This window comes from Vibrio sp. HB236076, assembly GCF_040957575.1.
Lineage (GTDB): Bacteria > Pseudomonadota > Gammaproteobacteria > Enterobacterales > Vibrionaceae > Vibrio.
The window spans coordinates 245,627-267,112 of sequence record NZ_CP162602.1; the positions used below are offsets into that span (position 1 = coordinate 245,627).

The following is a 21,486-nucleotide window of genomic DNA, read 5'->3' on the forward strand; positions in this document are numbered from 1 at the left end:
AAAAATTGATATACCAAATTCGCAAGGGAAGAAAAAATTATGCTCAACATGGCTTTTTTTAGCGCCAAACAATACGACCAGGAAGCGTTTCGACAAGTCCCACAAACCGTCGCGCTTGAGTATCATTTCCACGATTTTCGTCTCACGGAACACACAGCACCACTCGCGGCACAATCTGAGGTGGTCTGCGCGTTTGTCAACGATGAACTCTGCCGTGAGGTGTTAGAAATTTTGGCCAGAGGAAAAACCAAGTTGATTGCTATGCGTTGTGCAGGCTTTGACAAAGTTGATCTCGAGGCGGCCAAAGCCTTGGGTTTACAAGTTGTGCGCGTACCGGCTTATTCTCCCGAAGCCGTCGCCGAACACACCGTCGCCTTAATGATGAGTTTAAATCGCCGTCTACACAAAGCCTATCAACGCACCCGTGACGCCAATTTTTCACTAGAAGGATTAGTGGGTTTTAACTTTTATGGCAAAACGGTCGGCGTAATTGGCACAGGAAAAATCGGTCAAGCGGCGATTCGTATCTTCAAGGGATTAGGCATGAAAGTGGTCTGTTTTGACCCATATCCCAATCCGATCGTAACGGAACTGGGGGCACAATATTGTTCATTAGAGGAAGTATTGAGTTCCAGTGATGTGGTGTCATTACACTGTCCTATGAGCCCAGAAAACCATCATTTACTCAATAAAGACACCTTTAACAAAATGAAAACGGGGGTGATGATCATCAATACCAGCCGAGGGGGTCTTCTCGATGCCAACGCCGCTATCGAAGCGTTAAAAGCCGGACAAATTGGCGCCCTGGGCTTGGATGTGTATGAGCACGAAAAGTCGTTGTTCTTCGAGGATAATTCTGATCAAGTGATCGCCGATGATGTCTTTAGACGACTCTCCGCGTGCCACAATGTACTCTTTACGGGACATCAAGCATTTTTGACCAAAGAAGCCTTACACAATATCGCCAGTACAACGCTAAACAGTATCGAGGCCTTTTTTAACAACAAAACCTCGGGCAATGAACTGATTGATTAGCACACATACCTGGAGATTATCAACGTCGCGCAATCAGGGATCACCAGCGCGACGTGACAAGGGTGTGGCTCACTGACTGAAGTTATTTAAGTGCCACTCAATCCACTTTACAAATAAAAATGGACTGAGGCTGTTACGGACAACGGGGTGAGCGCTGCTTATTCGCTCTGAACAATTTTAAAGTTATTCCATGCCTGACTAGTTGGCATCACTTCCAAACTGTTGATGTTCACATGGGCTGGTTGCTCTGAAATCCAAACAATGATGTTGGCAATGTCTTCCGGTTGCAACGGTGCCGTGTCTTTGTAAATGGCATCGTATTTATCTTGATCGCCATTAAAGCGCACCAAACTGAATTCGCTCTCTGCCAATCCGGGCTCTAAACTGGTGACTCGCAAGCCACGTCCGGCAAAATCACTGCGCAAATTGCGTGAAAACTGCTGAACAAAGGCTTTGCTGGCACCGTACACATGTGACCCTGGGTAAGCCCAGTTGGCGGCGATACTCGCAAGGTTAATGATGCTGGCCCCAGGTTTGTCCTTGAGCAGGGGTAACAGAGCATGGGTGACATTGACCAGACCAGTCACATTGGTGTCTATCATGGTGTGCCAGTCACTGAGCTGCGACTCATCTGCCGCTGAAGCCCCTAAGGCTAGGCCGGCATTATTGACCAACACAGCAACGTCTTTAAATCGCTCAGGTAAGTCGGCGATACATTGGTTGACCGCGTCACTGTCTCGTACGTCTAAGGGATAGGTGAATACCTCACATTGATGGGATAGCTCTTGGGCCAACGCCTCTAAACGCTCGGCACGTCGACCAGTTAAAATGAGTCGGCAACCTTTTTGCGCAAACGCTTTTGCTGTAGCTAAGCCAAAGCCTGACGTGGCACCTGTGATAAAGACAACTTGTTGTTCCATAATACGACTCCTCATTCCTTTATAAACATCAATACGATATACGACATCTTAAGCGCAAGCGAGATTTATTCTATAGGGCCAGTTTCATCCACTTTTGGGCCACACTGTTGGTGATAAAGTTGAGCAAGTGCGAGAATTCCTGGCGCAATTTTTTCCGTTTTTATCGCCGAAAATCCCACCCGAATATACTGATACTGCGTTGAGCACGGGAGCATAAAGTGAATATCCCCACTTTCAACCAATAGGCCTTGCTGTTTGGCTTGTCGGACAAAGTCTCGACTGTCGACGCCGGGAGGAAGCTTTAACCAAAAAGCACTGCCACCGGTGTGATTACTCATGATACTGTTTGGCATATGTTCACGCAGTAAATCGGTCATCAAAGACCATTTTTGCTGATAACTTTTGCGTAATTTGCGAACATAAGTGTCATAGTGGCCAAGAGACAAAAACAGACCACAGGTTTTTTGGTTATTGCTCGGAGGATGGCGATACATCAGCCTTCTCAGTTGCCTGGCTTGTTCAATCATACAGCGGTCTGCCACTAAAAAACCGATCCTCAAGCCAGGAGACAGAGATTTCGATAAACTGCCAACGTATATCACTCGTTGATCGCTGTCTAAGCTTTTTAGCGCTGGCGATGGCCTTTCTTGAATATTGACCTCACTGTCAAAATCATCTTCGATGATCATCACATCGTGTTGCTGAGCAAAATCGAGTAAAGCCTTTCGCCTGTCCATGCTCATGGTGACATTGGTCGGCACTTGATGACTTGGCGTGGTGTAGACATAATCACACGTGGCCATCTCATCACTTAAACGCACACCGTGATCATCTAATGCTAGGGGAACCACACTGGCGCCTTTTAAAGTCACTATCTGACGAATATCGGGATAACCCGGCTCTTCAACGCCGACGCGCGTCCCGGGGGCCATCAGCATTTCGGCCAATAAGTATAGGGAGTTTTGCGTACCGATTGTGATTAAGATTTCATCGGGTTTAGCCGTGATGCCTCGCTTACTCAACACCTTCGCTTGTAACTGTTTGATCAGCAGTTCGTCATCAACGTCGATGGCGTCCGTGACCCAGTCTTTAATCACCCCTTGGCGTTGGGATAAGCGGCCACATTCTCGCCACTGTGCTAAGGGAAAGAGACTGGGATCAGGCTGACCAAAAATAAATGGGTACGCATAGGTTTGCCAGTCATCGGCGGCTTTGAGTTTGGTCGAGGTACGTAAATTGATTTTAAAGCGCTCTTGCCAGCGTGCTTGACGATCCTGTGATATCGCCCTTTCAGTGGTGAAGGGACGTTGCGCATTGACGTCATCGTCCATCGCTTTTGCAAAGTAACCACTTCTTGGTTTGGTATAGATATACCCTTCATCGACTAAGCGTTCATAGACCAAAACCACCGTATTGCGCGACACATTCAGCATCTCGGCCATTTTACGGCACGACGGCAAAGCGTGATCGAGAAACAGACCTTGAGTAATACTCTCAATCAGATATTCGCGAATTTGCTCTTGTAAACTTCGGTCTTTGCGAAATTGAATATGGATTAAATGATCGCTTTTCATACACTTCCATGGTTGATTGTTCCGCGGTGTGGGCCAGTATACTTCCGAGTTATACCATCAAGGCTCAAACTGTCACCAAAAATACTTCCTGCTGGACCTATGTCTCTTCACCATTATCGCTCTAATGTAACAAAAAATACACGGAGGTATTAGTATGGACAGACAAGCAATGAACACGCAAGAGCACAAGCAACCCATTTGGTTTCACCTCACTCAACACGCTGCCATGCCAGAGCAAGGCCCGTGGACCATCACGGAAGGTAAAGGCTTAACCATTTGGGACAGCCAAGGTCGTGAGTTTCTCGATGCCACCTCTGGCGGTGTATGGTGTGTCAATATTGGTTATGGCCGTGAGTCAATGGCCAAAGTCATTTATGACCAACTCATCAAACTCAACTACTTTGCCGGCACCGCCAACACAGAGCCCGCCACCGAATTTGCCAACCAACTGCTCAGTAAAATGCCGGGGATGAGTCGTGTCTATTTTGCCAGCTCCGGATCTGAGGCCAACGAAAAAGCCTATAAAATGGTCCGCCAAATTGCTCACAAGAAATACGGTGGCCAAAAGCACAAAATCTTGTTTCGCGAGCGTGATTACCACGGTTCGACCATTGGCTGCTTGAGCTCAACAGGTCAAGAGCAGCGCCGTGAACAATACGGCCCTTTTGTGCCGGGTTTTGTCGAGTTTCCTCATTGTTTTGAGTATCGCAGCCAATTTGGCGATGTCGAAGACTATGGCATCAAAGCCGCACAAGCCTTTGAAGACGCCATTTTACGCGAAGGCCCAGAGACGGTAGGCGCCGTCGTGATTGAACCCATTACCGCCGGCGGTGGTGTCATTACGCCACCTCCAGGTTACCTCAAAGAGGTTGAACGTATTTGCCGCAAATACCAAGTACTGCTTCACATTGATGAGGTGGTGTGTGGCTTAGGGCGCACCGGAAAATGGTTTGGTTATCAACATTATGGCATCCAGCCCGATATTGTGACGATGGCAAAAGGAGTGGCCTCAAGTTACGCCGCGATATCTTGTACCGTCACAACAGAAGAGGTCTTTGCCCTGCTCAATGACGATGCCACCGACACCCAAGGGTATTTTCGAGATATCAGTACCTTTGGTGGCTGTACGGCCGGCCCCGCTGCCGCGTTGGAAAATATGCGTATCATAGAAGAAGAAGGCCTCATAGAGAACACCGCTCACATGGGAGAGTACCTCACCGCAGGTTTTAGGGACTTACAGCGAGATTTTGACATCATTGGCGATGTGAGAGGCCAAGGCCTTTTACTCGGCTTGGAGTTGGTCAAAGACCGCGTGAGCAAAGCACCGGTTGACGAGTCGGTGACAGGAAAAATGTGTCAGTTGTGTATGGAGCAAGGGCTGTTGATTGGCCGAACCAATCGCTCGTTTCATCAATTTAACAACACCTTGTGTATTACTCCTGCACTAACGATTAATCAGGCACAAGCCGACGAGCTATTATCCAAATTAAGAACCGCGTTTGAAATGCTGACCAGGGTCTAAATTTCTCTTTTTTAACTCCCTGTCATCGAGCGCTGTTTCTAAAGCCGTTTGACGGTTGACAGAATACAGCGCTCATTGACTCATAGAGGGCTAATCGGCATCGTGCATCTCGCGTTGTCGCATGGGCATCGTATCAATTAATGCAAAGATTTGATTGAGATCGAAAGTTTGGTAACACCCTTTAACACCGCCGTCTTTACCTATCAGTACCACCGGCTGTTTACATTGTAAATTTTGCTTATCCAGGCGAATGTCATCGATAGAATGGCCGGTGAAATTGCTGGTTGTGCTTTCCCCTGACAGCAAAAACCAAACCAAGTCTCTGTCTTTGATCTCTGGTTCGAAACGTTCGAGGTAGTCCAAGATGGCCTGCTGATCTTTGTCGCTGTCAATCAACACAACCCGATATTGCCAAGTGAAATCCTCTAAGCGAGTCGCCGCTGCGCTGGTTGGGCTCAAACTGATGAGAAATGCTATCGCGATAAATAAAAGCGCAGTGCCTTTGTGCATGATGTTACTCCAATGGCTTGCCGTTGACACTGAGCTTCGAATGGGGCCGATCGGGTTTGGCATAACTCAACCTGTCTAAACGCTGTGTGCTATGATAACTGTCTAAGCCACTAATGGTACTAATGGACAATTTTTCGAGATCAATATACCCATCGTCCATGACGGCCTCACTGTCTACCCAGACCTCTTGAACCTCACCGATGATCATAACCGTGTCATTAACCGAAATGGGCACCGTTTCAACAAGCTTTAGTCCGACTTTCAGCGGACTTTCTTGGACATAAGGCGCTCTGATAAGATCGCTATAGACTGGAGTGAGGCCCGTTTGGACAAATTCAGATTGATGCTTGAGATAACGCGCAGAGGTTTGATGTGCTTGCTGGTATAGCTCAGAAGTGACGGCGTTCGCGGTGAAAAAGCCACTGGCCAAAATGTTTTCTAAGCTGTGTCGCTCTACCGAGTGGGGGCGGCTGATAAAACCTAACATCGCAGGATTCGAGCCCAAATGAATTAACGAACTCACTATCGCGACATTTTCACGCCCCTCCGCGTCGCAGCTGCCAATCAAGTTGGCACTTTTAAAGCCCGAAAGAGAATTGATCAACCTCGCCCTTTGTCTTTTTTCCATGGAATTAAAAATCAATTGATCAAAATACATAATTCTACCACTTTCACAGTTACTGATGGCTTATTGATACGTAAGCAAAGTGAATTTGGTTTACTGGCTAGTTTTCTCTTTGTCGAACGATGATTTTTTTTATCCATTACCGCTCATTGTCAATTTATCGTCTATTATAAACAAAAAGAACAATAACTGAGTGTAATGAGCATGTCGTCTAAACAGAGAATACAACGCTACTACCAACAATGCGATGAATTGCTGGGGTTTGGTGGCCTTGCCTGGTGGTTAATAGACTTAGACTACAACCCCGAACGGTTTGTGTGTAACCAAATCATGTGTGACGCGTTTAATCTCGATTCTCGACTCGACGAGCACTCTGTGCAACGCACCTGTCCGATTGCTGGCGATTACAATCAAAATATAGCCATAAAAAACAGCGATAAAGCCAAACGAGTGCTCAACGATTATCAACAATTGCTCAATGGTCAAAGTCTTGAGTATCACAACCGCTTTCCCTATTACGATCGAGAGAGTGATCAAGTTTTATACTTTAACAGCCGAGCCAAAGCCCTAGTTCGCGACACTTCGGGCCAGGCAAGGCTGTTGTTAGGGACCATAGAGCAAGAAACCGTGAATGAAACCTTGTATCGCTATGCCACCATCGATGCATTAACCGGACTGAAAAATCGCCGTGTGTTTGATCAACAACTCAATTTTTTGCTCAAGCTCGCGACACGAGAGCAGCGCTGTCTTTCTCTGATCTTGTGTGATATTGATAATTTCAAATCTTACAATGATTGTTTAGGCCACTACGAGGGCGATGAATGCTTAAAACGGGTCGCTCAAACCCTGCAGCACTGTTCATTGACCTGTCATAGTGATGTCGTCTGCCGATATGGAGGCGAAGAATTCGCATTTATCGTTTACGGTAAGGAAGAGCGGGAAATTGCGATGTTAGCAGAACAAATCCGCGATCAAGTGTATCAACTCAACATTCGCCACCCGCGTCATGAAAAAAAACGAGTCACCGTGAGTGTCGGATACACCTGTCTCCTGCCAGGCCAACACTACGACAGCAAAGATTTAATTCAATCCGCCGATAAAGCGCTGTACCGCGCCAAATCCCTTGGCCGAAATGCCATCGCCAATGGCAACACGCTTTTCCCTTTTTATTGAATGGGCTTTCTTTTTATTAAATTAACTTTCTTTTGTTGAAATAACAGTAACCGCGGCGACGAAAAGCAGCGGTTTTTTACTGTTGAACCTTTCGAATAACCTAGATAACGGTTATAAGAGACGTTAATCGGGTATCGCCGAACCAAAATTCGAACAATCTGCGATAAAGTGCGCTTTAGGATGGCGATCTAATATCGCTTCGACGCTCTCTGCTTGGTGTCTAGCCACGTCAATGATAATGACCACCTCACCGCGGTTGAGATGCTGATCAAATATACCCATTAAATAGCCATCAAACGAACGCCCGACAACGTTGACTAAAAAAGTCGTCAGCAACGCGACGGCAAGCAATAAGAAAATAGGTAACGCCGGTGCGGCATCAAATAAGTGGCTAAACAGCGTGAGCGCAATAATGCCAAGGCCTAGCACAACACCGCCTAACAGATAAGCCCGTTTACGCGACGAAACAATGCTGGTTCCCTCTAAGGTGTGACTGCCGTGCAAGTGATGGGTTTTGATGCCTTTTCTGTCTCGACAAACGACAAAAAAGTGATGGTCATCAATCCCTTTATCATGAACTTCTTTAGAGATCATTTCAGCATCGTCTAAGTCTTGCGTTACATAATACAATCGCTTCATCTGTCTACCCTCACCCTGTTTTATCACAATAACTGACACTGTTACGTGCCATAGATGGCAATGATCACTCAAAAGAAACATAATTAACAAATAGTCAACATTTGAGTATTTGGCAAGTTTTACCTCGCTGACGAATTAGAGGCGCGAACACAGCACTGCTCATTCACCAATCAAACCAATCTACCTAAAAAAATTTTTATCGTTCAATAAAAATCTTTTATTAAAACAACACCTTGAACTTTTTTGTCCCCATCCCGATTTGAGTAGTGAGCCTTTTTAGCTCTTACTCATTGTTATTTGTATTGATTATCTTTTTAGGAGAAAAATGATGACTCTTCGTCCTTTGAGTGACCGATTAATTGTCGAACGACAAGCTGTCGAAAATAAATCAGAAGGCGGAATCGTTTTAACCTCACAGTCGTTAAAAAAATCGAACCGAGGCAAAGTCATTGCGGTGGGGAACGGTCGAAAACTCGATAACGGTGAGCGAGTAAGCCTTGATGTCAATGTGGGCGATACCGTTTTGTTTAATGATGGCTATGGTGTCAAAACAGAAAAAATCGACGGCTCAGAGTATTTGATCCTGTCTGAGCAAGACGTTTTAGCTATCGTAGAATAAGGAGTTAAGGAGAATATCATGACAGCGAAAGAGATTGCTTTTTCTAATGATGCCCGTCAAAAAATGCTTAAAGGTGTCAACATCCTTGCCAATGCGGTAAAAGCCACACTGGGCCCTAAAGGCCGTAATGTGGTGCTAGATAAAGGTTATGGCTCACCGGTCATCACCAAAGACGGGGTATCAGTCGCCAAAGAGATCGAGTTGCAAGACAAATTTGAAAACATGGGCGCACAGATGGTCAAAAGTGTGGCGTCAAAAGCCAATGATGAAGCCGGTGATGGCACCACCACCGCCACGGTACTTGCACAGTCATTGATCAATGAAGGCCTTAAAGCCGTTGCTGCCGGCATGAACCCAATGGATCTCAAACGCGGTATCGATAAAGCCACCACCGCAGCGGTAGAAAAGTTACGAGAAATGGCCAAACCCTGTAGTGATAGTGCTTCCATTGCACAAGTTGGTAGTATCTCAGCCAATAGTGACAAAGTGATTGGTGAGTTGATTTCTGAGGCGATGGAAAAAGTGGGCCGCAATGGGGTGATCACCGTCGAAGAAGGCCAGGGCCTGAGCAATGAGTTATCGGTTGTCGAAGGTATGCAGTTTGATCGCGGTTACCTATCGCCCTACTTCATTACCGATAAAGAGGCTGGCCATGTCGAGCTAGATAACCCTTATGTTTTATTGGTAGATAAGAAAATCAGTCATATTCGCGAGTTGTTACCACTGCTCGAGTCGGTATCAAAAGCGTCGCGTTCTCTGCTTATCATTGCTGAAGATATTGAAGGTGAAGCGCTCACAACGCTAGTCATCAACAACATGCGTGGCATTGTTAAAGCCGTAGCAGTAAAAGCGCCTGGCTTTGGCGACAACCGCAAGGCCATGCTGGAAGACATCGCCGTCCTCACCGCAGGCAATGTCATCTCTGAAGAGCTTGGCCATGAGCTTGAAAAGGTCACACTTGAGCAATTGGGCCACGCCAGCAAGGTGACGATCAGCAAGGACAGCACCACGATGGTGAGCAATGCCGCAGACGCGAATCGGATTGCTGATCGCGTTGCCACCATTGAGAAGCAAATTGAAAACACCACGTCTCAATACGACAAAGAAAAACTGCAACAGCGTATTGCCAAACTTTCTGGCGGCGTGGCGGTCATTAAGATTGGCGCGGCAACTGAACTGGAAATGAAAGAGAAAAAAGATCGAATTGATGATGCACTAAGTGCAACACGCGCTGCGGTTGAGGAAGGTATTGTTGCTGGTGGTGGGGTAACGCTGGCCAAAATCGCGCGCCAGTTGACCAATTTAACCGGTGACAACGAAGATCAGAATGTCGGTATTCGAGTCGCCTTACGTGCGATGGAAGAGCCACTGCGCCAAATTGCGATCAATGCCGGAAATGAAGGATCCGTGGTCGTGAATGCCGTTCACCAAGGCGATGATCACTATGGTTTTAACGCGGCGACTGGCGAGTATGGCGATATGATTGCCATGGGTATTTTAGATCCCGCCAAAGTCACTCGCTCTGCACTGCAATTTGCCTCATCGATCGCCGGTTTGATGATCACCACTGAAGCCATGGTCACAGAGCATCAATCAGAATCGGCTTGATAACCGACCATTGTTTACTCTCGCGTAAGACAATCAGGTCGCGTAAGACAATCAGGGCCCAAGTGCCCTGATTTTTTTAAATTTAACTACCGTGTGACCTTTAAAAAGTCACCTATGAGTGCCAATCTAACACCACCCAATTCTCTCTGTCACGGTACGCCCTTAATTGCTGACAGGGGTTAACTAAGTAAACATGATCTGCAAATTCACACAGCGGTAAGTCGTTAATCGAATCGGTATAAAAGTGAATGGATTGATAACGCTGAGGTTGCACTGCCAACCAAGATTCTAATCGTTTCACCTTGCCTTCTCGATAACTGGGCACACCGGCTATCTTGGCCGTATAAGTGTTATCCTTCTCAACAAGATCAATGCCCAATGCATGCTGTATTCCCAGTCGTTTGGCAACCGCCTGAACCAAAAACGCGACGCTGGCAGAAATAATAATCATCTCTGTGCCTTGTTGTTTAAGCTGCTCTATCAACGGCTTCGACTGTGTAAATTGCTTAGGCACAATTAAGGTGTCGACACATTCTTGTACCAATGCGTTAACTTTATCTTTTGGCATACCCGCCAATGGCGCCATTGAGAACGTGAGATACTCTTCCATTTTCATTTGACCTTGGGCGTACAAGGCCATCAAACGCTTGTCTTGCTCAATAAAATGTGGGTCGGTGACAATGCCCTTTTGCACCAAAAATTGATTCCAAAGCATGGCGCAATCGGCATCAATTAAGGTTTCATCCATATCGAAAACGTACAAACTTTGTTCCATTATTGAGCGCTCACTGGTTGAATTTCATTGAGATTAAACAACAGCTCTAATTGACTGCCACTCGCCAACAAGCGCTCTGAAGAACGATTGAGCAAATCCACCGTCAAATGGCAATGCTGTAAATCGACTTGATAGCGAATCACATTGCCCAACAGCTGATGACTGATGACGGTTGCGAAGTGGGGTTGAGAGATGTGTTGACCATATTGACGCCCCGCCTCTCGCACATAAATAGACTCAGGGCGAATGGCCACTTTACTGTCGGTGGTCAGGCCGAATAACCTTTGCGCGGTATCCGCGTCGACTAAATTATAATGCCCCATAAAACCGGCAACAAATTCGTTGGCTGGCTGGGTATAAATTTGCTCCGGAGTCCCCGTTTGCACAATGGCGCCTTGGTTCATCAAAAAGATGCGATCAGACATGATCATGGCTTCTTCTTGGTCATGGGTCACAAAGATCGTCGTCAGGTTCATCTCTTTTTGTATGTCGCGAATTTGTTGTCTCAAGTGTTTGCGGATTTTGGCATCGAGCGCAGATAACGGCTCGTCCAATAACAAAATTTTGGGTTTGACCACTAACGCGCGAGCTAAAGCAACACGTTGACGTTGGCCACCTGACAACTCATGGGGATAGTGTTTTTCTTTACCTTGTAACTCAACCAGACGAATGACACTGGCGACCTCGCGTTCAATCTCACTAGAGGCCTGTTTTTTCATTTTGAGACCAAAAGCAATATTCTCTGCAACGGTCATGTTGGGAAATAGCGCATAGGATTGAAACACCATCCCTATCCCTCGCTCTTGAGGGGTATGATGAGTGATAACCTCGCCCGCCACTTGAATTTCACCTTCATCGACCGGCGTCAACCCGGCCAAGCTGCGAAGCAACGTGGATTTTCCACAGCCACTAGGGCCAAGCAAAGTAATAAATTCACCTTGCTCAATAGAAAACGCAACATGTTGAAATACGGTGTTATCACCAAAGCGCTTAGTCAATGTATTGGCGGTGACATAGCTCATGATTTGACTCCTCGGCTAAAACGACTTGCTAACCAAGTCAGTAAAAAAATGAACAAAAAGTAAGTCATCACTAACGCAGAGGTAAAGTGACCACTGGTTTGACGCATATTGTATAAATAGATTTGCAAGGTTTCATAGCGCGTGCCCACCAAAATATTGGCAAACACGAACTCGCCCAGTAAAAAGGAGAAAGACAAAAATAAAGACGCCATTAACCCTTTGCGTACATTGGGTAGAACCACCAGCAGAAAGGCTTTACTGGTGCTGGCGCCAAGTAGGTGCGCGGCATCCATCAAATCATTGAGATTGATGGCCTGGAAACTGTTCGCCAAGGCGCGATACATGAATGGTAAAGCAATGGTGAAATACGTACCGATCAAAATCCACGGTGTGCCAATCAAGGCAAAATCACTATCGGCATACAATTGCAAAAGGCCGACCGACGATACGACAGGAGGCACCGCAAAAGGCAATAAGATAAGCAAGTTCATTAACTTATCAAGTTTAGGGAAGTAATAAAAAACCACAAAGATCGCCGGTAATATCAACAGTACACTAAGGGCAAGCGACAGAACGCAAATAAACAAGGAACGCCCAAAAGCTTGTAAGAAACGAGGGTCAGTCAACAACTCGCCGTACCATTTTAGACTAAAGCCATCCGGTAAAATGGTCGCGCCCCAGCGCGAGGACAAAGAGTAAACGAATGTGGCCAATATCGGGATTAGCATCAGGGAGACAATGGTATAGACAATGGTTTTATGTAGCCGGGTATTGACGGTAGTCATCACTGATTTCCCCCTCTTTTACTGGCATAGCTTTTCGACATCAACCATTGGTTGATCAACGTAATAAAGGCTAATAAGCACATCACAATCACCGAAATGGCCGCAGCGAGATTAGGCTCTAGGAACAAATCGCCAGACACCAAACTGGCAATGCGAACGGTGATCACATTGTAGTTACCAGACGTAAGCGCATAGACACTCGCGTACGCACCAATCGCATTGGCAATTAAAATAATCAAGGTCCCAAGTAAAGCAGGAGACAGCACAGGCAAAGCGATTTTGAACCAATAGGTTTTATGGCTCGCGCCCAACAATGCCGCCGCCGCTTGCCAATCGTCATTTAACGCATCAAAGGCCGGGTATAAAAGCAGCACCGCGAGAGGAATTTGAAAGTAAACATAAATCGCCAATAGACCCCATTTTCCGTACAGGTCAAAGTCGCCGAGTAACCCGTATTGTTTCAACAACAAGGTGACGGCGCCATTGGTCCCCAAGATGATAATAAAGGCGAAAGACAAGGGAACTCCCGCGAAGTTACTGCTCATATTGGTAAAAGCAATCACCGCGTCGCGTATTTTTGATTCAACCCTGCGCAATGAAGACACGAGGATCGTGGCAACCAACAGCCCTAAGACACTCGACCATAAGGCTAACCACAAACTGTTACTCAACGCCTGTAGCATAAACGCTGAGTTAAAGATTTCGCTATAGTTTTCAAACGAGAATGCCTCATCGTAGATAAAGCTATTGATGAAAACCCACACCATGGGGGCGAGCTGAAACCCGTAAAAAGCGATCCCAAAAGGCAGTAACCACAAGACGGGCTTTAATCGGCGACACCCAGACTGAAAACGCGAGTGCCCTACTCCACGACTCATACCAACAGCTCCTGCGCATAGGGTTTGTTGTGTTCTAAGTCGAGAAGTTGACAAACGAGCCCGCATATTTCCGTTTGCTTTACCTGGCCTTGGTGATGAGAAAACTGATCGCCAATCACGAACATCGGCACTTCTCGTTCCTCAGCTAAAATCCCGCCATGAGAGTGGTCATTATTCATGCCGTGATCGCTGGTGACAATAACTTGGTACCCATCCGCCAGCCAGGTTTCGATATAGTTCGACAATATAATGTCGGCGCCGCGAGCACAGTTGCGATATTGGGCAGAGTCCAAACCAAACTTGTGACCGGTATCATCGATATTCATCGGATGAATTAACAAAAAATCGGGCTGGTGTGTCACGCGTAAATGCTCTGCATCGAGAAACAAAGCCTCATCGGGATAATGATCCCAATGGTAAAAACAACCGTGCTGAATATTGAGTGATACGTCATCTGTAAATCGGTCGCGGGCGGGCACAAAAGGAGCGCGATTGTAAAGCTCGCTCACCCAATGATACGCAGCGGCAGCTGTCACCTTACCTTGCTCTTTTGCCAGGCTAAAAATCGATTGATGATGCGACAAGCGCACAACCTCATTGTTGACGATCCCGCTCTCTACGGGGCGTTTACCGGTCAAGATACACTCGTAAAGCGGACGAGACATGGAGGGCAGTTCACACTGTATTTGGTAGAGTGACACACGCTTGTTTTCTCGCTGTTCACTGTGTTCTAAAAGGCCATTTAGGTAGCCCATACAATGTCGGGCTACCTGATAATTAAGGCCGTCTAGAACAACAAGAATTACCTTATTGCTCATTTTTGACACTCTTATTGTTGATGAATGAGGACGTTTTCTTGCCATTGACGTGGCAGTTTGCGCGCCGACTTTTCCCAAGCAGAGAAGTCCGTCACGGGGTGAACGTTTTGGTATTGGTCGTTGGCAATTAACTTATCTTGTACAGACTGAGGTAAGGTTACATTGGTACGAATGGGGCGAGCATAACCTTCGGCGAGATTGATTTGTCCTTGGTCGCTAAAAATGTACTCACGAGCAAGCTTAGCCGCGTTCGGGTTTTGTGCGTATTTATTAATGATGGTGGTGTAACCTGAAATCACCGAGCCGTCTTGCGGGATATTGACGGTAAAGCGATCACGATCGATTTGGTCACGATAGTTAAGCGCGTTAAAATCCCATAAAACAGCGACTTCAATTTCCCCTTTTTCTAAATTGGCAATGCTTGGGTCCGTGAAGGACAGGCGCCCTTGTTTGGCCAATTTTGCAAAGAAATTCAGTGCTGGCTCTAAGTTCGACTCATCGCCGCCATTGGCAAAGGCCGCTGCCAATACCGCATTGTTGGCCTGAGCAGCGACGCCTACATCGCCAACCGTGACTTTGTAATCGCCCTCAAGTAAGTCGGACCAGGTTTTAGGGGCATGGTTAACCAGGTTATTATTGACGATAAAAGAAATGGTTCCGGTATAAGCCAGTGCCCAGTGACCCTCTTTGTCTTTTGCCCAGTCAGGGATATCCGCCCACGTCGTTGGTTTGTAAGGCTGTGTTACCCCCTTTTTCACCGCAACTCGTGCAAACGCGAAACCCACATCACCAATATCCGCCGTTGCATTTTTCTTCTCAGCTTCAAACTTGGCAATTTCTTGAGCCGAGCTCATGTCTGTATCTTGATGCTTCAAACCATACTGTGTATTCAGATCGGCCCAAGTATCTTTCCAGTTTGCCCAACTGTCAGGCATACCCACACTGTAAACGGCCCCCTCTTTTTGCGCGGCGGCAACCAGTGAGTCTATTTCTGATTGTTGAGCAAAAGTGGCAGTAGAAAGAGTCGCAGCAAGTAACACTGCAGCGGTGATTGTCGAACGGCTTTGCAAAATTTTCATTGTCTCTATCCTTCTGGACTAGGTCAGTAAGTTCGATTTGTATGCTATGAGGATTGTGTGACGAATGGGCGTAACTTACTTGACAGTTTTGCTGAGTTTCCATTGCAGTTTTATGGCGAACGCAATCGCTGAACGGCTTGTCATATTGGTGTTATTTTGTTGGTCTAAGGTGGGATACCTTTATGACTGACACTCAAACTCTCAACCCCATGGCAAGGAAAGACACAACCCGCCCTCAACTAGGGACAATCAAAACTCAATTGAGACAAAAAATCCGCGCAGGATTGATCTCTGCAGGACAAAAGCTGCCTTCAGAGCGTGAGTTGAGTGAGCGTTTTGCCACAACGCGTATCACCATTAAAGAGGTTTTGATTTCTTTGGAGACCGAAGGACTGATTTACCGAGAAGAACGTCGAGGTTGGTTCGTTTCTGCAGAGCGTATTTGCTATAACCCGCTGTCACGGACCCATTTTCATCAAATGATCCGCGAGCAAAACCGCATTGCTCAAACCGAATTAATTGCGGTGCGTAAAGAGCGAGCCAAAAGTGCCCGAGCCGGTATACTCAACATCAGTCCAAGTACATCGATTTATGTGATTGAACGAGTAAGGCACATCGATGGGCGCGCGGTTTTATTTGTTGAGAATCTGCTAAAAACGACGTTATTTAAGGGCATACTTGAAGAAAATCTTACGTTGTCACTCACTAAGCTCTATCAAAATAAGTACGGTTATTTGACTCAACGCTCTCAATTTGATGTGATCCCCACCGCAGCCCCAGCCCACGTTGCTAAAGCCCTTAACTTAGCCGAAGGGCAACCGGTACTCAAAATATGCCGAGTCAATTATAAACAAGATGGTGAGCTAATGGATGCCGATATTGAGTATTGGCGACCTGACGCTGTTCGAATTCGTATCGACAGTATCGAGTAGCTCTTTTCGTAACCCATAGAGCCCTCTGATGTCATCCTCCCTATTATGCACGAGGTAAATAATGATGAGATTGAACACGAAAAATCGTTCACTGTACTTAGAACGAATAAGACTCCTGATGAATGTGCTCATTAGGCATCCCGAGTGTTTTTAGCTCAGTGGCGGCCATCGTCATCATTGAATCAGGGCCACACAAAAACGCTTCTCTGTCGGATAAGGCATGGATCATCTCGAAGTCTTTTCTATTGAGCCGCCGAGAGACAATGTTGAGATTAGCGGTAGGAAACGCTTGTTTAAGTTCGGCTATCGTATCGAGTTCTTCGAACGACTCAGAGCGAGAACCCTGAAAACCCAACACGTTTAAAGTCACCTGCCCCGCCAGTGACGGCTCGGTTTGCAAAAAGGGTTTTAACAAATTCATTTCGTCGTCACTGCCGGCAAACACCAAGACAATATCGGTAGTCAGTGCCGCTTTTTGGGGTAATGCGTGGCAGGTATTCACCAGCCCATCCCACATTGCCATAAAGGGTGTGATGCCAACGCCGCCTGCCACCCACAACATTTTATCGGGTATGGTGAGTCGTCCATCTTGAGATTGATGAAAACAGCTAAACCCTAACCCCGTGCCTTTAAACAAAGTTGATAAGGCATGATTGGCCGCTTGATGTAAAACGTTGGACATCAGTCCCCCAGATTTGCGCTTAACCGTGATACTCACTTGATTGGTCGGCTCAAACTGCTTGCTTTGGGCATCGTATTTGGCAGCACTTGAGAGTGTCCATGTGCGGGTGTAATCTTCGTTGACCAACTGAGGATTGTCGTCACTCATATGGTGATAGCCCAAATTCAGGCTCTCAGAAAAATCAAATATGCCAAAACCGCCAGGCATGGGCAATGTGATCGGCTTAGACAATTGAAAAGTAAAGGTGCTCACGTTAGCGCTCAGCGCCGTATTCGACACCAAGGTTGCGGATATCGGCGATTGCGTTTGTGCAGGTCTATCATCGAGCTTCCCTAAACGCTGTAATTCTTGCCTTAAGTATCGAACCGGCGGGTTATAGGGTGAATATTGTTCATCGGCGATCATTGTCAAGTTTAAGCCCCCTTCGATGTGAACAGCGCCGGTTATGCGGATACGGGTTAATAAACTCACCCTAGGCATCAATTGCTCGGCGTCTTGGTCAAAAACGTTGTCGGCATCGCCGGTGATATAGAGCAGATCCCCGCTGTGAAAATCAGGAAAGATCAAGCCCACCTGTTTATCGGTTTCTATATTACCGAGGGATTGGAAAAATCGATTGCCACTGTGATCAGGGATCACTAAGTAGCTCGAGATCTTATTCTCTTGATGTTCTTCATAAAGGCGAACAAAACCCGGTGCACCACCGCGATGGTTTAACCCCATATCATGAGACTCGCCTTTTACTGCCTGTTTGCCTAACGTATGTTTGGTTGCCAAAAAAACCGTACTGGCGCCATCGATCAGTTTTTTACTAAGATCGGGCAAGGCCATATCCAGAGAGTCGAAATGATCAAATAAGAGGTGATCATCTCGCTTGCTGTATTCTAACGTGCGCGACGTTATGTATTTGGGGCAATTGCCTAAGTGTTGATCAGACGACAGTTCGAGCGCGATTTTACTTGCAGAATACAACCCCACACTGCGAATGGTTCCTGCTATTTTATTACGGCGGCGATTGGAAAAATCGATTCCCACCCCCGCAAATACTCCGCCACCTTGCGCTAAGTCAGCCTGTTGTTGCTTGAGTGCTCTGACAAAAGGATCGTTTTTGTTGACCTCAGCAACCACAGACAGTTGATTGGGGCTAGTTACCGTAATCCCGATAGAAGGGTCACTTGGAGCTTGTGTCATCAATAAACTGACCCAGGGGCGACCATTCGCATCTAAGGTTGTCAACGGTAAGTAAGTCAACTCAGAATAAAATTGCGCGTGTTGCTGTGGCATCGTCGCGTCAATAAACTCCGGCAGTTTATCAGTGACTTCACGAGGCGTATTGCGCCTCTTTTGCAGTGCTAACTCACCTGAGTGTAATACGTGTACCTTATCCATGCTCATGTTCCCCCCCTTGCCAAAAATCGATGGTTTTTATTAACTTTCAGGAAGTGCAGAACGAGCCATACCCACGAAACGAGGCAGGGCTTCAATACGGGCCAACCAAGCTCGAATTGCTGGATAAGGCTCTAAACTAACGCCACCTTCAGGGACATGAGCAATATAGCTATAGCCTGCAACATCTGCCAAAGTGAGGGATTCACCACTTAAGTAAGTATGCTGAGTTAACCAATCTTCTAAGATTGAAAAAAGGGCTTGTGTTTTTTGCTTGGCGGCATCGTAATCCAACGGCACATCAAAAACTTTAACTAGGCGAACCGCGCAAGGGCCATGAGCGATCTCCCCTGCCGCAACCGATAACCATCGCTGAACGTCAGCGGCTTTCACCGGATCGTTTGGCAACCATTCATAACCGTCATTATATTTTTTCTCTAAGTAGATCAGTATCGCATTAGAGTCCGATAAAATGACGCCATTATCATCGATGGCAGGCACCTGGCCAAATGGGTTCATGTTTAGATATTCTGGCTCTTTGTGAGCGCCGTTTGCCATATCTAAATCAATACATTCATAGGGTAGATCGAGCAATGACATCATTAATTCCACACGATGGCAGTGACCGGATTTAGGGTTGCGATAGAGTTTGATAGGCGAATCAGAAGCGCTAAATTTCGTGTTCATGGTGATGTCCTTTTTGTATGGTTTGTTCGTCAATTTAGGTATGGATTCACTTTAAAGGACAGAAATAAAAAAATAATTAGCCACATTTACAATTCATTATTTCTATTTATGTAATAATCAACACATCGATTTTTTCAATTAGGGCGTGTTTATGGACAAACTTCATACCATTCAAGTCTTTATCGAGGTTGCGAATCTAAGAGGCTTTTCGGCTGCGGCGGAAAAGCTAGGCCTTTCTGCTCCGGTTGTCACGCGCTCGATTGCCGAACTCGAGGGCCGCTTAGGCGCCAAGTTATTCAACCGAACCACACGCCATGTACGTTTGACTCAAGCTGGCGTGCGCTTTTTGCAAGATGCAAAGCGAGTTGTCGATGACTTGGCAGAGGCGGAAGCGGCAGTAAAAGGCATATATACAAAACCCAGTGGGACCTTATCGGTGACCGCTCCGGTGGTGTTTGGGGAAAAGCACGTCATGCCTATCGTGACCGAGTATTTGGACCGCTACCCAGATGTTTCCGTCAAAGCCATGTTTTACGACCGAGTGACGAGCTTGGTAGAAGACGATTTAGATGTTGCAATCCGTATTGGTCACTTAGAGGACTCAAGTCTATATGCGGTCAATGTGGGTGAAGTGAGGCAGATCACCTGTGGCTCGCCACGATATTTTGAGCAGCATGGCACTCCCACTACACCCGAAGATTTGGTTCACCATAAGCTTATTCATCCCGTCACCACTGGCAATGTAAACCAATGGCCTTTCTACCACCAGGGGAAAAAGCTGTTGGTTAAGTTTGAGCCTCGATTGCGTTGTAATCAGATCGGTTCGGCACTCAATGCTGCCATTCTTGGACAAGGTATTACCCGTTTGTTGTCATATCAAGTTGTCGAAGAAATCGACGCCGGCCGACTACAACCTATACTCGTTGATTTCGAAGCCCCGCCGATACCAATCAATGTGGTTCATTTGGAAGGTCGTCGTGTCAACGCGAAAACCCGATTATTCATTGATTTAGCGTGTGAGAGGTTACGTGAAAATCGATTTATTCATTTTTAAAGCCGATCGACATGGAGGTATCTGTAATGTCAACCTCAGCTAATTTGAAAATAAAATAAAACTGTTTATTTCCCAAGCAACCTGTATAGTGCACGTAGCTATTGCAAACGAGCTATTAGTGAAAATTAAGTACAAGCCCTCTCCCAGATACCTTTCGATACCTTCGTTTAGCTCCTGCGATTGCCCCTCGTCATAGTTTTTTAAATAGCAGTTGCTCGCAGTTTTCATCTTATTAATTTCTTAGAGGTATCTATGTCTACTAAAACAACCGGTTCAGTAAAATGGTTTAACGAAACGAAAGGCTTTGGCTTTATTTCACAAGATAATGGCGGCGCTGATATATTTGTGCATTTCAGATCAATCGCTTCTGACGGTTTCAAAACCCTAACTGAAGGCCAGAAAGTTAGCTTTAACGTAGAGCAAGGTCAAAAAGGCCCTCAAGCGTCTAACGTAACGACGTTATAAGCAACATGGGGTGTAATACCTTGGTGTTACACCCACTGTCTTTTCTATTTCAATATCTATACGTAAATTTCAGGAATCTTATTGTCTCGAAGAACTAGTCGCCAGCGATACTGGTACAACAAATCATGTCATAAGCACCATCGACCAAATCAATCAGAGCTTAACGTGTGTTCCAAATAATGTTTTGCTTGCAACAAGAACAACTCAATTGGTCGGCACATATCGAACAGCTCAATAGTGATATTTTAAAACGTCATATCTTTCCAAAGCTTTACTCCAAACAGCATAATTTAGAATTTACCTTCTCCGAGTCAACTCAGATGGGCAATATTTTATCCGCCACTGGGGTTAAGTTAGGCTTTTTTAAACTGGTCTAACAACGACGATACAACGGGGAGCGACAATGAATAAAAGTCATAAAAAATCGCCAAAAAAAAGAAAGTGAACCACTTAATGGTGAGATTAAAAATACAAAATCAACACGAAGAAAAATAGAAGATATTCTTGATAAACGCCATTTTGATAATTTATTTGATCTGTAAACACATAATTAAACTCGCTAGGTACTAAATCAGCACCAGGAAGTACCTCAATAGCTCCAAGTGGCAGGAGCTATATTGAGTATAATGATAATTAACGCTTTCCCCATCAGTATAAGTAACCGGAACAGATTTGAGAGATGAAGATAAAGAGATAAA

Annotated in this window: 22 protein-coding genes; 9 read left to right on the forward strand and 13 right to left on the reverse strand. The window is 46.0% G+C overall.

Annotated features, from left to right (window positions below; all coding sequences use genetic code 11):
* Positions 1 to 39: 39 nt before the first annotated feature.
* Positions 40 to 1,035 carry a 2-hydroxyacid dehydrogenase gene (locus tag AB0763_RS14390; protein WP_306099877.1) on the forward strand — a complete coding sequence of 332 codons (996 nt, stop codon included), beginning with the start codon at positions 40 to 42 and terminating at the stop codon, positions 1,033 to 1,035.
* Between the two features lie 158 nt (positions 1,036 to 1,193).
* Here AB0763_RS14390 and AB0763_RS14395 read toward each other — a convergent pair whose 3' ends face one another.
* Together AB0763_RS14395 and AB0763_RS14400 are read right to left on the reverse strand one after the other, a co-directional pair.
* Positions 1,194 to 1,955, reverse strand: coding sequence for an SDR family NAD(P)-dependent oxidoreductase (locus tag AB0763_RS14395; RefSeq protein ID WP_306099878.1), 762 nt, complete (start codon positions 1,953 to 1,955; stop codon positions 1,194 to 1,196).
* Between the two features lie 65 nt (positions 1,956 to 2,020).
* Entirely contained in the window at positions 2,021 to 3,529 is a 1,509-nt protein-coding gene (locus AB0763_RS14400) for a PLP-dependent aminotransferase family protein (RefSeq protein WP_306099879.1), read from the reverse strand.
* A 226-nt stretch (positions 3,530 to 3,755) separates the two neighbouring features.
* Here AB0763_RS14400 and AB0763_RS14405 point away from each other — a divergent pair, with 226 nt between their 5' ends.
* A complete protein-coding gene (locus tag AB0763_RS14405) occupies positions 3,756 to 5,051 on the forward strand; it encodes an aspartate aminotransferase family protein (protein ID WP_368644304.1) in 1,296 nt (431 codons plus the stop codon).
* A gap of 90 nt (positions 5,052 to 5,141) precedes the next feature.
* On the opposite strand, the gene AB0763_RS14410 is transcribed toward AB0763_RS14405, so the two are convergent.
* Together AB0763_RS14410 and AB0763_RS14415 are read right to left on the reverse strand one after the other, a co-directional pair.
* On the reverse strand, positions 5,142 to 5,561 hold the full coding sequence (locus AB0763_RS14410) for a DUF4174 domain-containing protein (protein WP_306099881.1): 420 nt from the start codon (positions 5,559 to 5,561) through the stop codon (positions 5,142 to 5,144).
* 4 nt (positions 5,562 to 5,565) lie between these two features.
* The gene (locus AB0763_RS14415) at positions 5,566 to 6,219 is read right to left on the reverse strand and encodes a flavin reductase family protein (protein WP_306099882.1); all 654 of its coding nucleotides are present in this window, start codon (positions 6,217 to 6,219) and stop codon (positions 5,566 to 5,568) included.
* A 171-nt stretch (positions 6,220 to 6,390) separates the two neighbouring features.
* Here AB0763_RS14415 and AB0763_RS14420 point away from each other — a divergent pair, with 171 nt between their 5' ends.
* Entirely contained in the window at positions 6,391 to 7,359 is a 969-nt protein-coding gene (locus AB0763_RS14420; protein WP_306099883.1) for a GGDEF domain-containing protein, read from the forward strand.
* Between the two features lie 123 nt (positions 7,360 to 7,482).
* Here AB0763_RS14420 and AB0763_RS14425 read toward each other — a convergent pair whose 3' ends face one another.
* Positions 7,483 to 7,998 (reverse strand): hypothetical protein, encoded by a 516-nt coding sequence (locus AB0763_RS14425; RefSeq protein WP_306099884.1) that lies wholly within the window; start codon positions 7,996 to 7,998, stop codon positions 7,483 to 7,485.
* Positions 7,999 to 8,326: 328 nt separating this feature from the next.
* Here AB0763_RS14425 and AB0763_RS14430 point away from each other — a divergent pair, with 328 nt between their 5' ends.
* Together AB0763_RS14430 and groL are read left to right on the forward strand one after the other, a co-directional pair.
* A complete protein-coding gene (locus tag AB0763_RS14430) occupies positions 8,327 to 8,617 on the forward strand; it encodes a co-chaperone GroES (protein ID WP_306099927.1) in 291 nt (96 codons plus the stop codon).
* A gap of 18 nt (positions 8,618 to 8,635) precedes the next feature.
* Positions 8,636 to 10,225, forward strand: coding sequence for a chaperonin GroEL (gene groL, locus AB0763_RS14435; protein WP_306099885.1), 1,590 nt, complete (start codon positions 8,636 to 8,638; stop codon positions 10,223 to 10,225).
* A gap of 112 nt (positions 10,226 to 10,337) precedes the next feature.
* Here groL and AB0763_RS14440 read toward each other — a convergent pair whose 3' ends face one another.
* The 6 genes from AB0763_RS14440 to AB0763_RS14465 are packed head-to-tail and all read right to left on the reverse strand — an operon-like array spanning position 10,338 to position 15,582.
* On the reverse strand, positions 10,338 to 11,000 hold the full coding sequence (locus AB0763_RS14440) for an HAD family phosphatase (RefSeq protein WP_306099886.1): 663 nt from the start codon (positions 10,998 to 11,000) through the stop codon (positions 10,338 to 10,340).
* Positions 11,000 to 12,022, reverse strand: coding sequence for an ABC transporter ATP-binding protein (locus AB0763_RS14445; RefSeq protein ID WP_306099887.1), 1,023 nt, complete (start codon positions 12,020 to 12,022; stop codon positions 11,000 to 11,002). The genes AB0763_RS14440 and AB0763_RS14445 overlap by 1 nt, the downstream gene beginning before the upstream one ends.
* Positions 12,019 to 12,807, reverse strand: coding sequence for an ABC transporter permease (locus AB0763_RS14450; RefSeq protein WP_306099888.1), 789 nt, complete (start codon positions 12,805 to 12,807; stop codon positions 12,019 to 12,021). Before AB0763_RS14450 ends, AB0763_RS14445 begins: the two co-directional genes overlap by 4 nt.
* The gene (locus tag AB0763_RS14455) at positions 12,807 to 13,685 is read right to left on the reverse strand and encodes an ABC transporter permease subunit (RefSeq protein ID WP_306099889.1); all 879 of its coding nucleotides are present in this window, start codon (positions 13,683 to 13,685) and stop codon (positions 12,807 to 12,809) included. The genes AB0763_RS14450 and AB0763_RS14455 overlap by 1 nt, the downstream gene beginning before the upstream one ends.
* Entirely contained in the window at positions 13,682 to 14,503 is an 822-nt protein-coding gene (locus tag AB0763_RS14460) for an alkaline phosphatase family protein (protein WP_306099890.1), read from the reverse strand. Before AB0763_RS14460 ends, AB0763_RS14455 begins: the two co-directional genes overlap by 4 nt.
* A gap of 11 nt (positions 14,504 to 14,514) precedes the next feature.
* A complete protein-coding gene (locus AB0763_RS14465; protein ID WP_306099891.1) occupies positions 14,515 to 15,582 on the reverse strand; it encodes an ABC transporter substrate-binding protein in 1,068 nt (355 codons plus the stop codon).
* A 209-nt stretch (positions 15,583 to 15,791) separates the two neighbouring features.
* On the opposite strand from AB0763_RS14465, the gene AB0763_RS14470 reads away from it, so the two are divergent.
* Positions 15,792 to 16,514 carry a UTRA domain-containing protein gene (locus tag AB0763_RS14470; RefSeq protein ID WP_306099928.1) on the forward strand — a complete coding sequence of 241 codons (723 nt, stop codon included), beginning with the start codon at positions 15,792 to 15,794 and terminating at the stop codon, positions 16,512 to 16,514.
* Positions 16,515 to 16,611: 97 nt separating this feature from the next.
* On the opposite strand, the gene AB0763_RS14475 is transcribed toward AB0763_RS14470, so the two are convergent.
* Positions 16,612 to 18,591, reverse strand: a complete 1,980-nt coding sequence (locus AB0763_RS14475) for a hypothetical protein (RefSeq protein ID WP_306099892.1) — start codon at positions 18,589 to 18,591, stop codon at positions 16,612 to 16,614.
* 33 nt (positions 18,592 to 18,624) lie between these two features.
* Complete coding sequence (locus AB0763_RS14480; RefSeq protein WP_306099893.1) at positions 18,625 to 19,269, reverse strand: glutathione S-transferase family protein; 645 nt, start codon at positions 19,267 to 19,269, stop codon at positions 18,625 to 18,627.
* A gap of 151 nt (positions 19,270 to 19,420) precedes the next feature.
* Between AB0763_RS14480 and AB0763_RS14485 the strand changes: the two genes are divergently transcribed.
* The 3 genes from AB0763_RS14485 to AB0763_RS14495 all read left to right on the forward strand — a co-directional run bounded on the left by AB0763_RS14485 (position 19,421) and on the right by AB0763_RS14495 (position 21,165).
* Complete coding sequence (locus tag AB0763_RS14485) at positions 19,421 to 20,323, forward strand: LysR substrate-binding domain-containing protein (RefSeq protein WP_306099894.1); 903 nt, start codon at positions 19,421 to 19,423, stop codon at positions 20,321 to 20,323.
* Between the two features lie 252 nt (positions 20,324 to 20,575).
* On the forward strand, positions 20,576 to 20,788 hold the full coding sequence (locus AB0763_RS14490) for a cold-shock protein (RefSeq protein WP_306099895.1): 213 nt from the start codon (positions 20,576 to 20,578) through the stop codon (positions 20,786 to 20,788).
* Between the two features lie 179 nt (positions 20,789 to 20,967).
* The gene (locus tag AB0763_RS14495; RefSeq protein ID WP_306099896.1) at positions 20,968 to 21,165 is read left to right on the forward strand and encodes a hypothetical protein; all 198 of its coding nucleotides are present in this window, start codon (positions 20,968 to 20,970) and stop codon (positions 21,163 to 21,165) included.
* Positions 21,166 to 21,486: the final 321 nt, after the last annotated feature.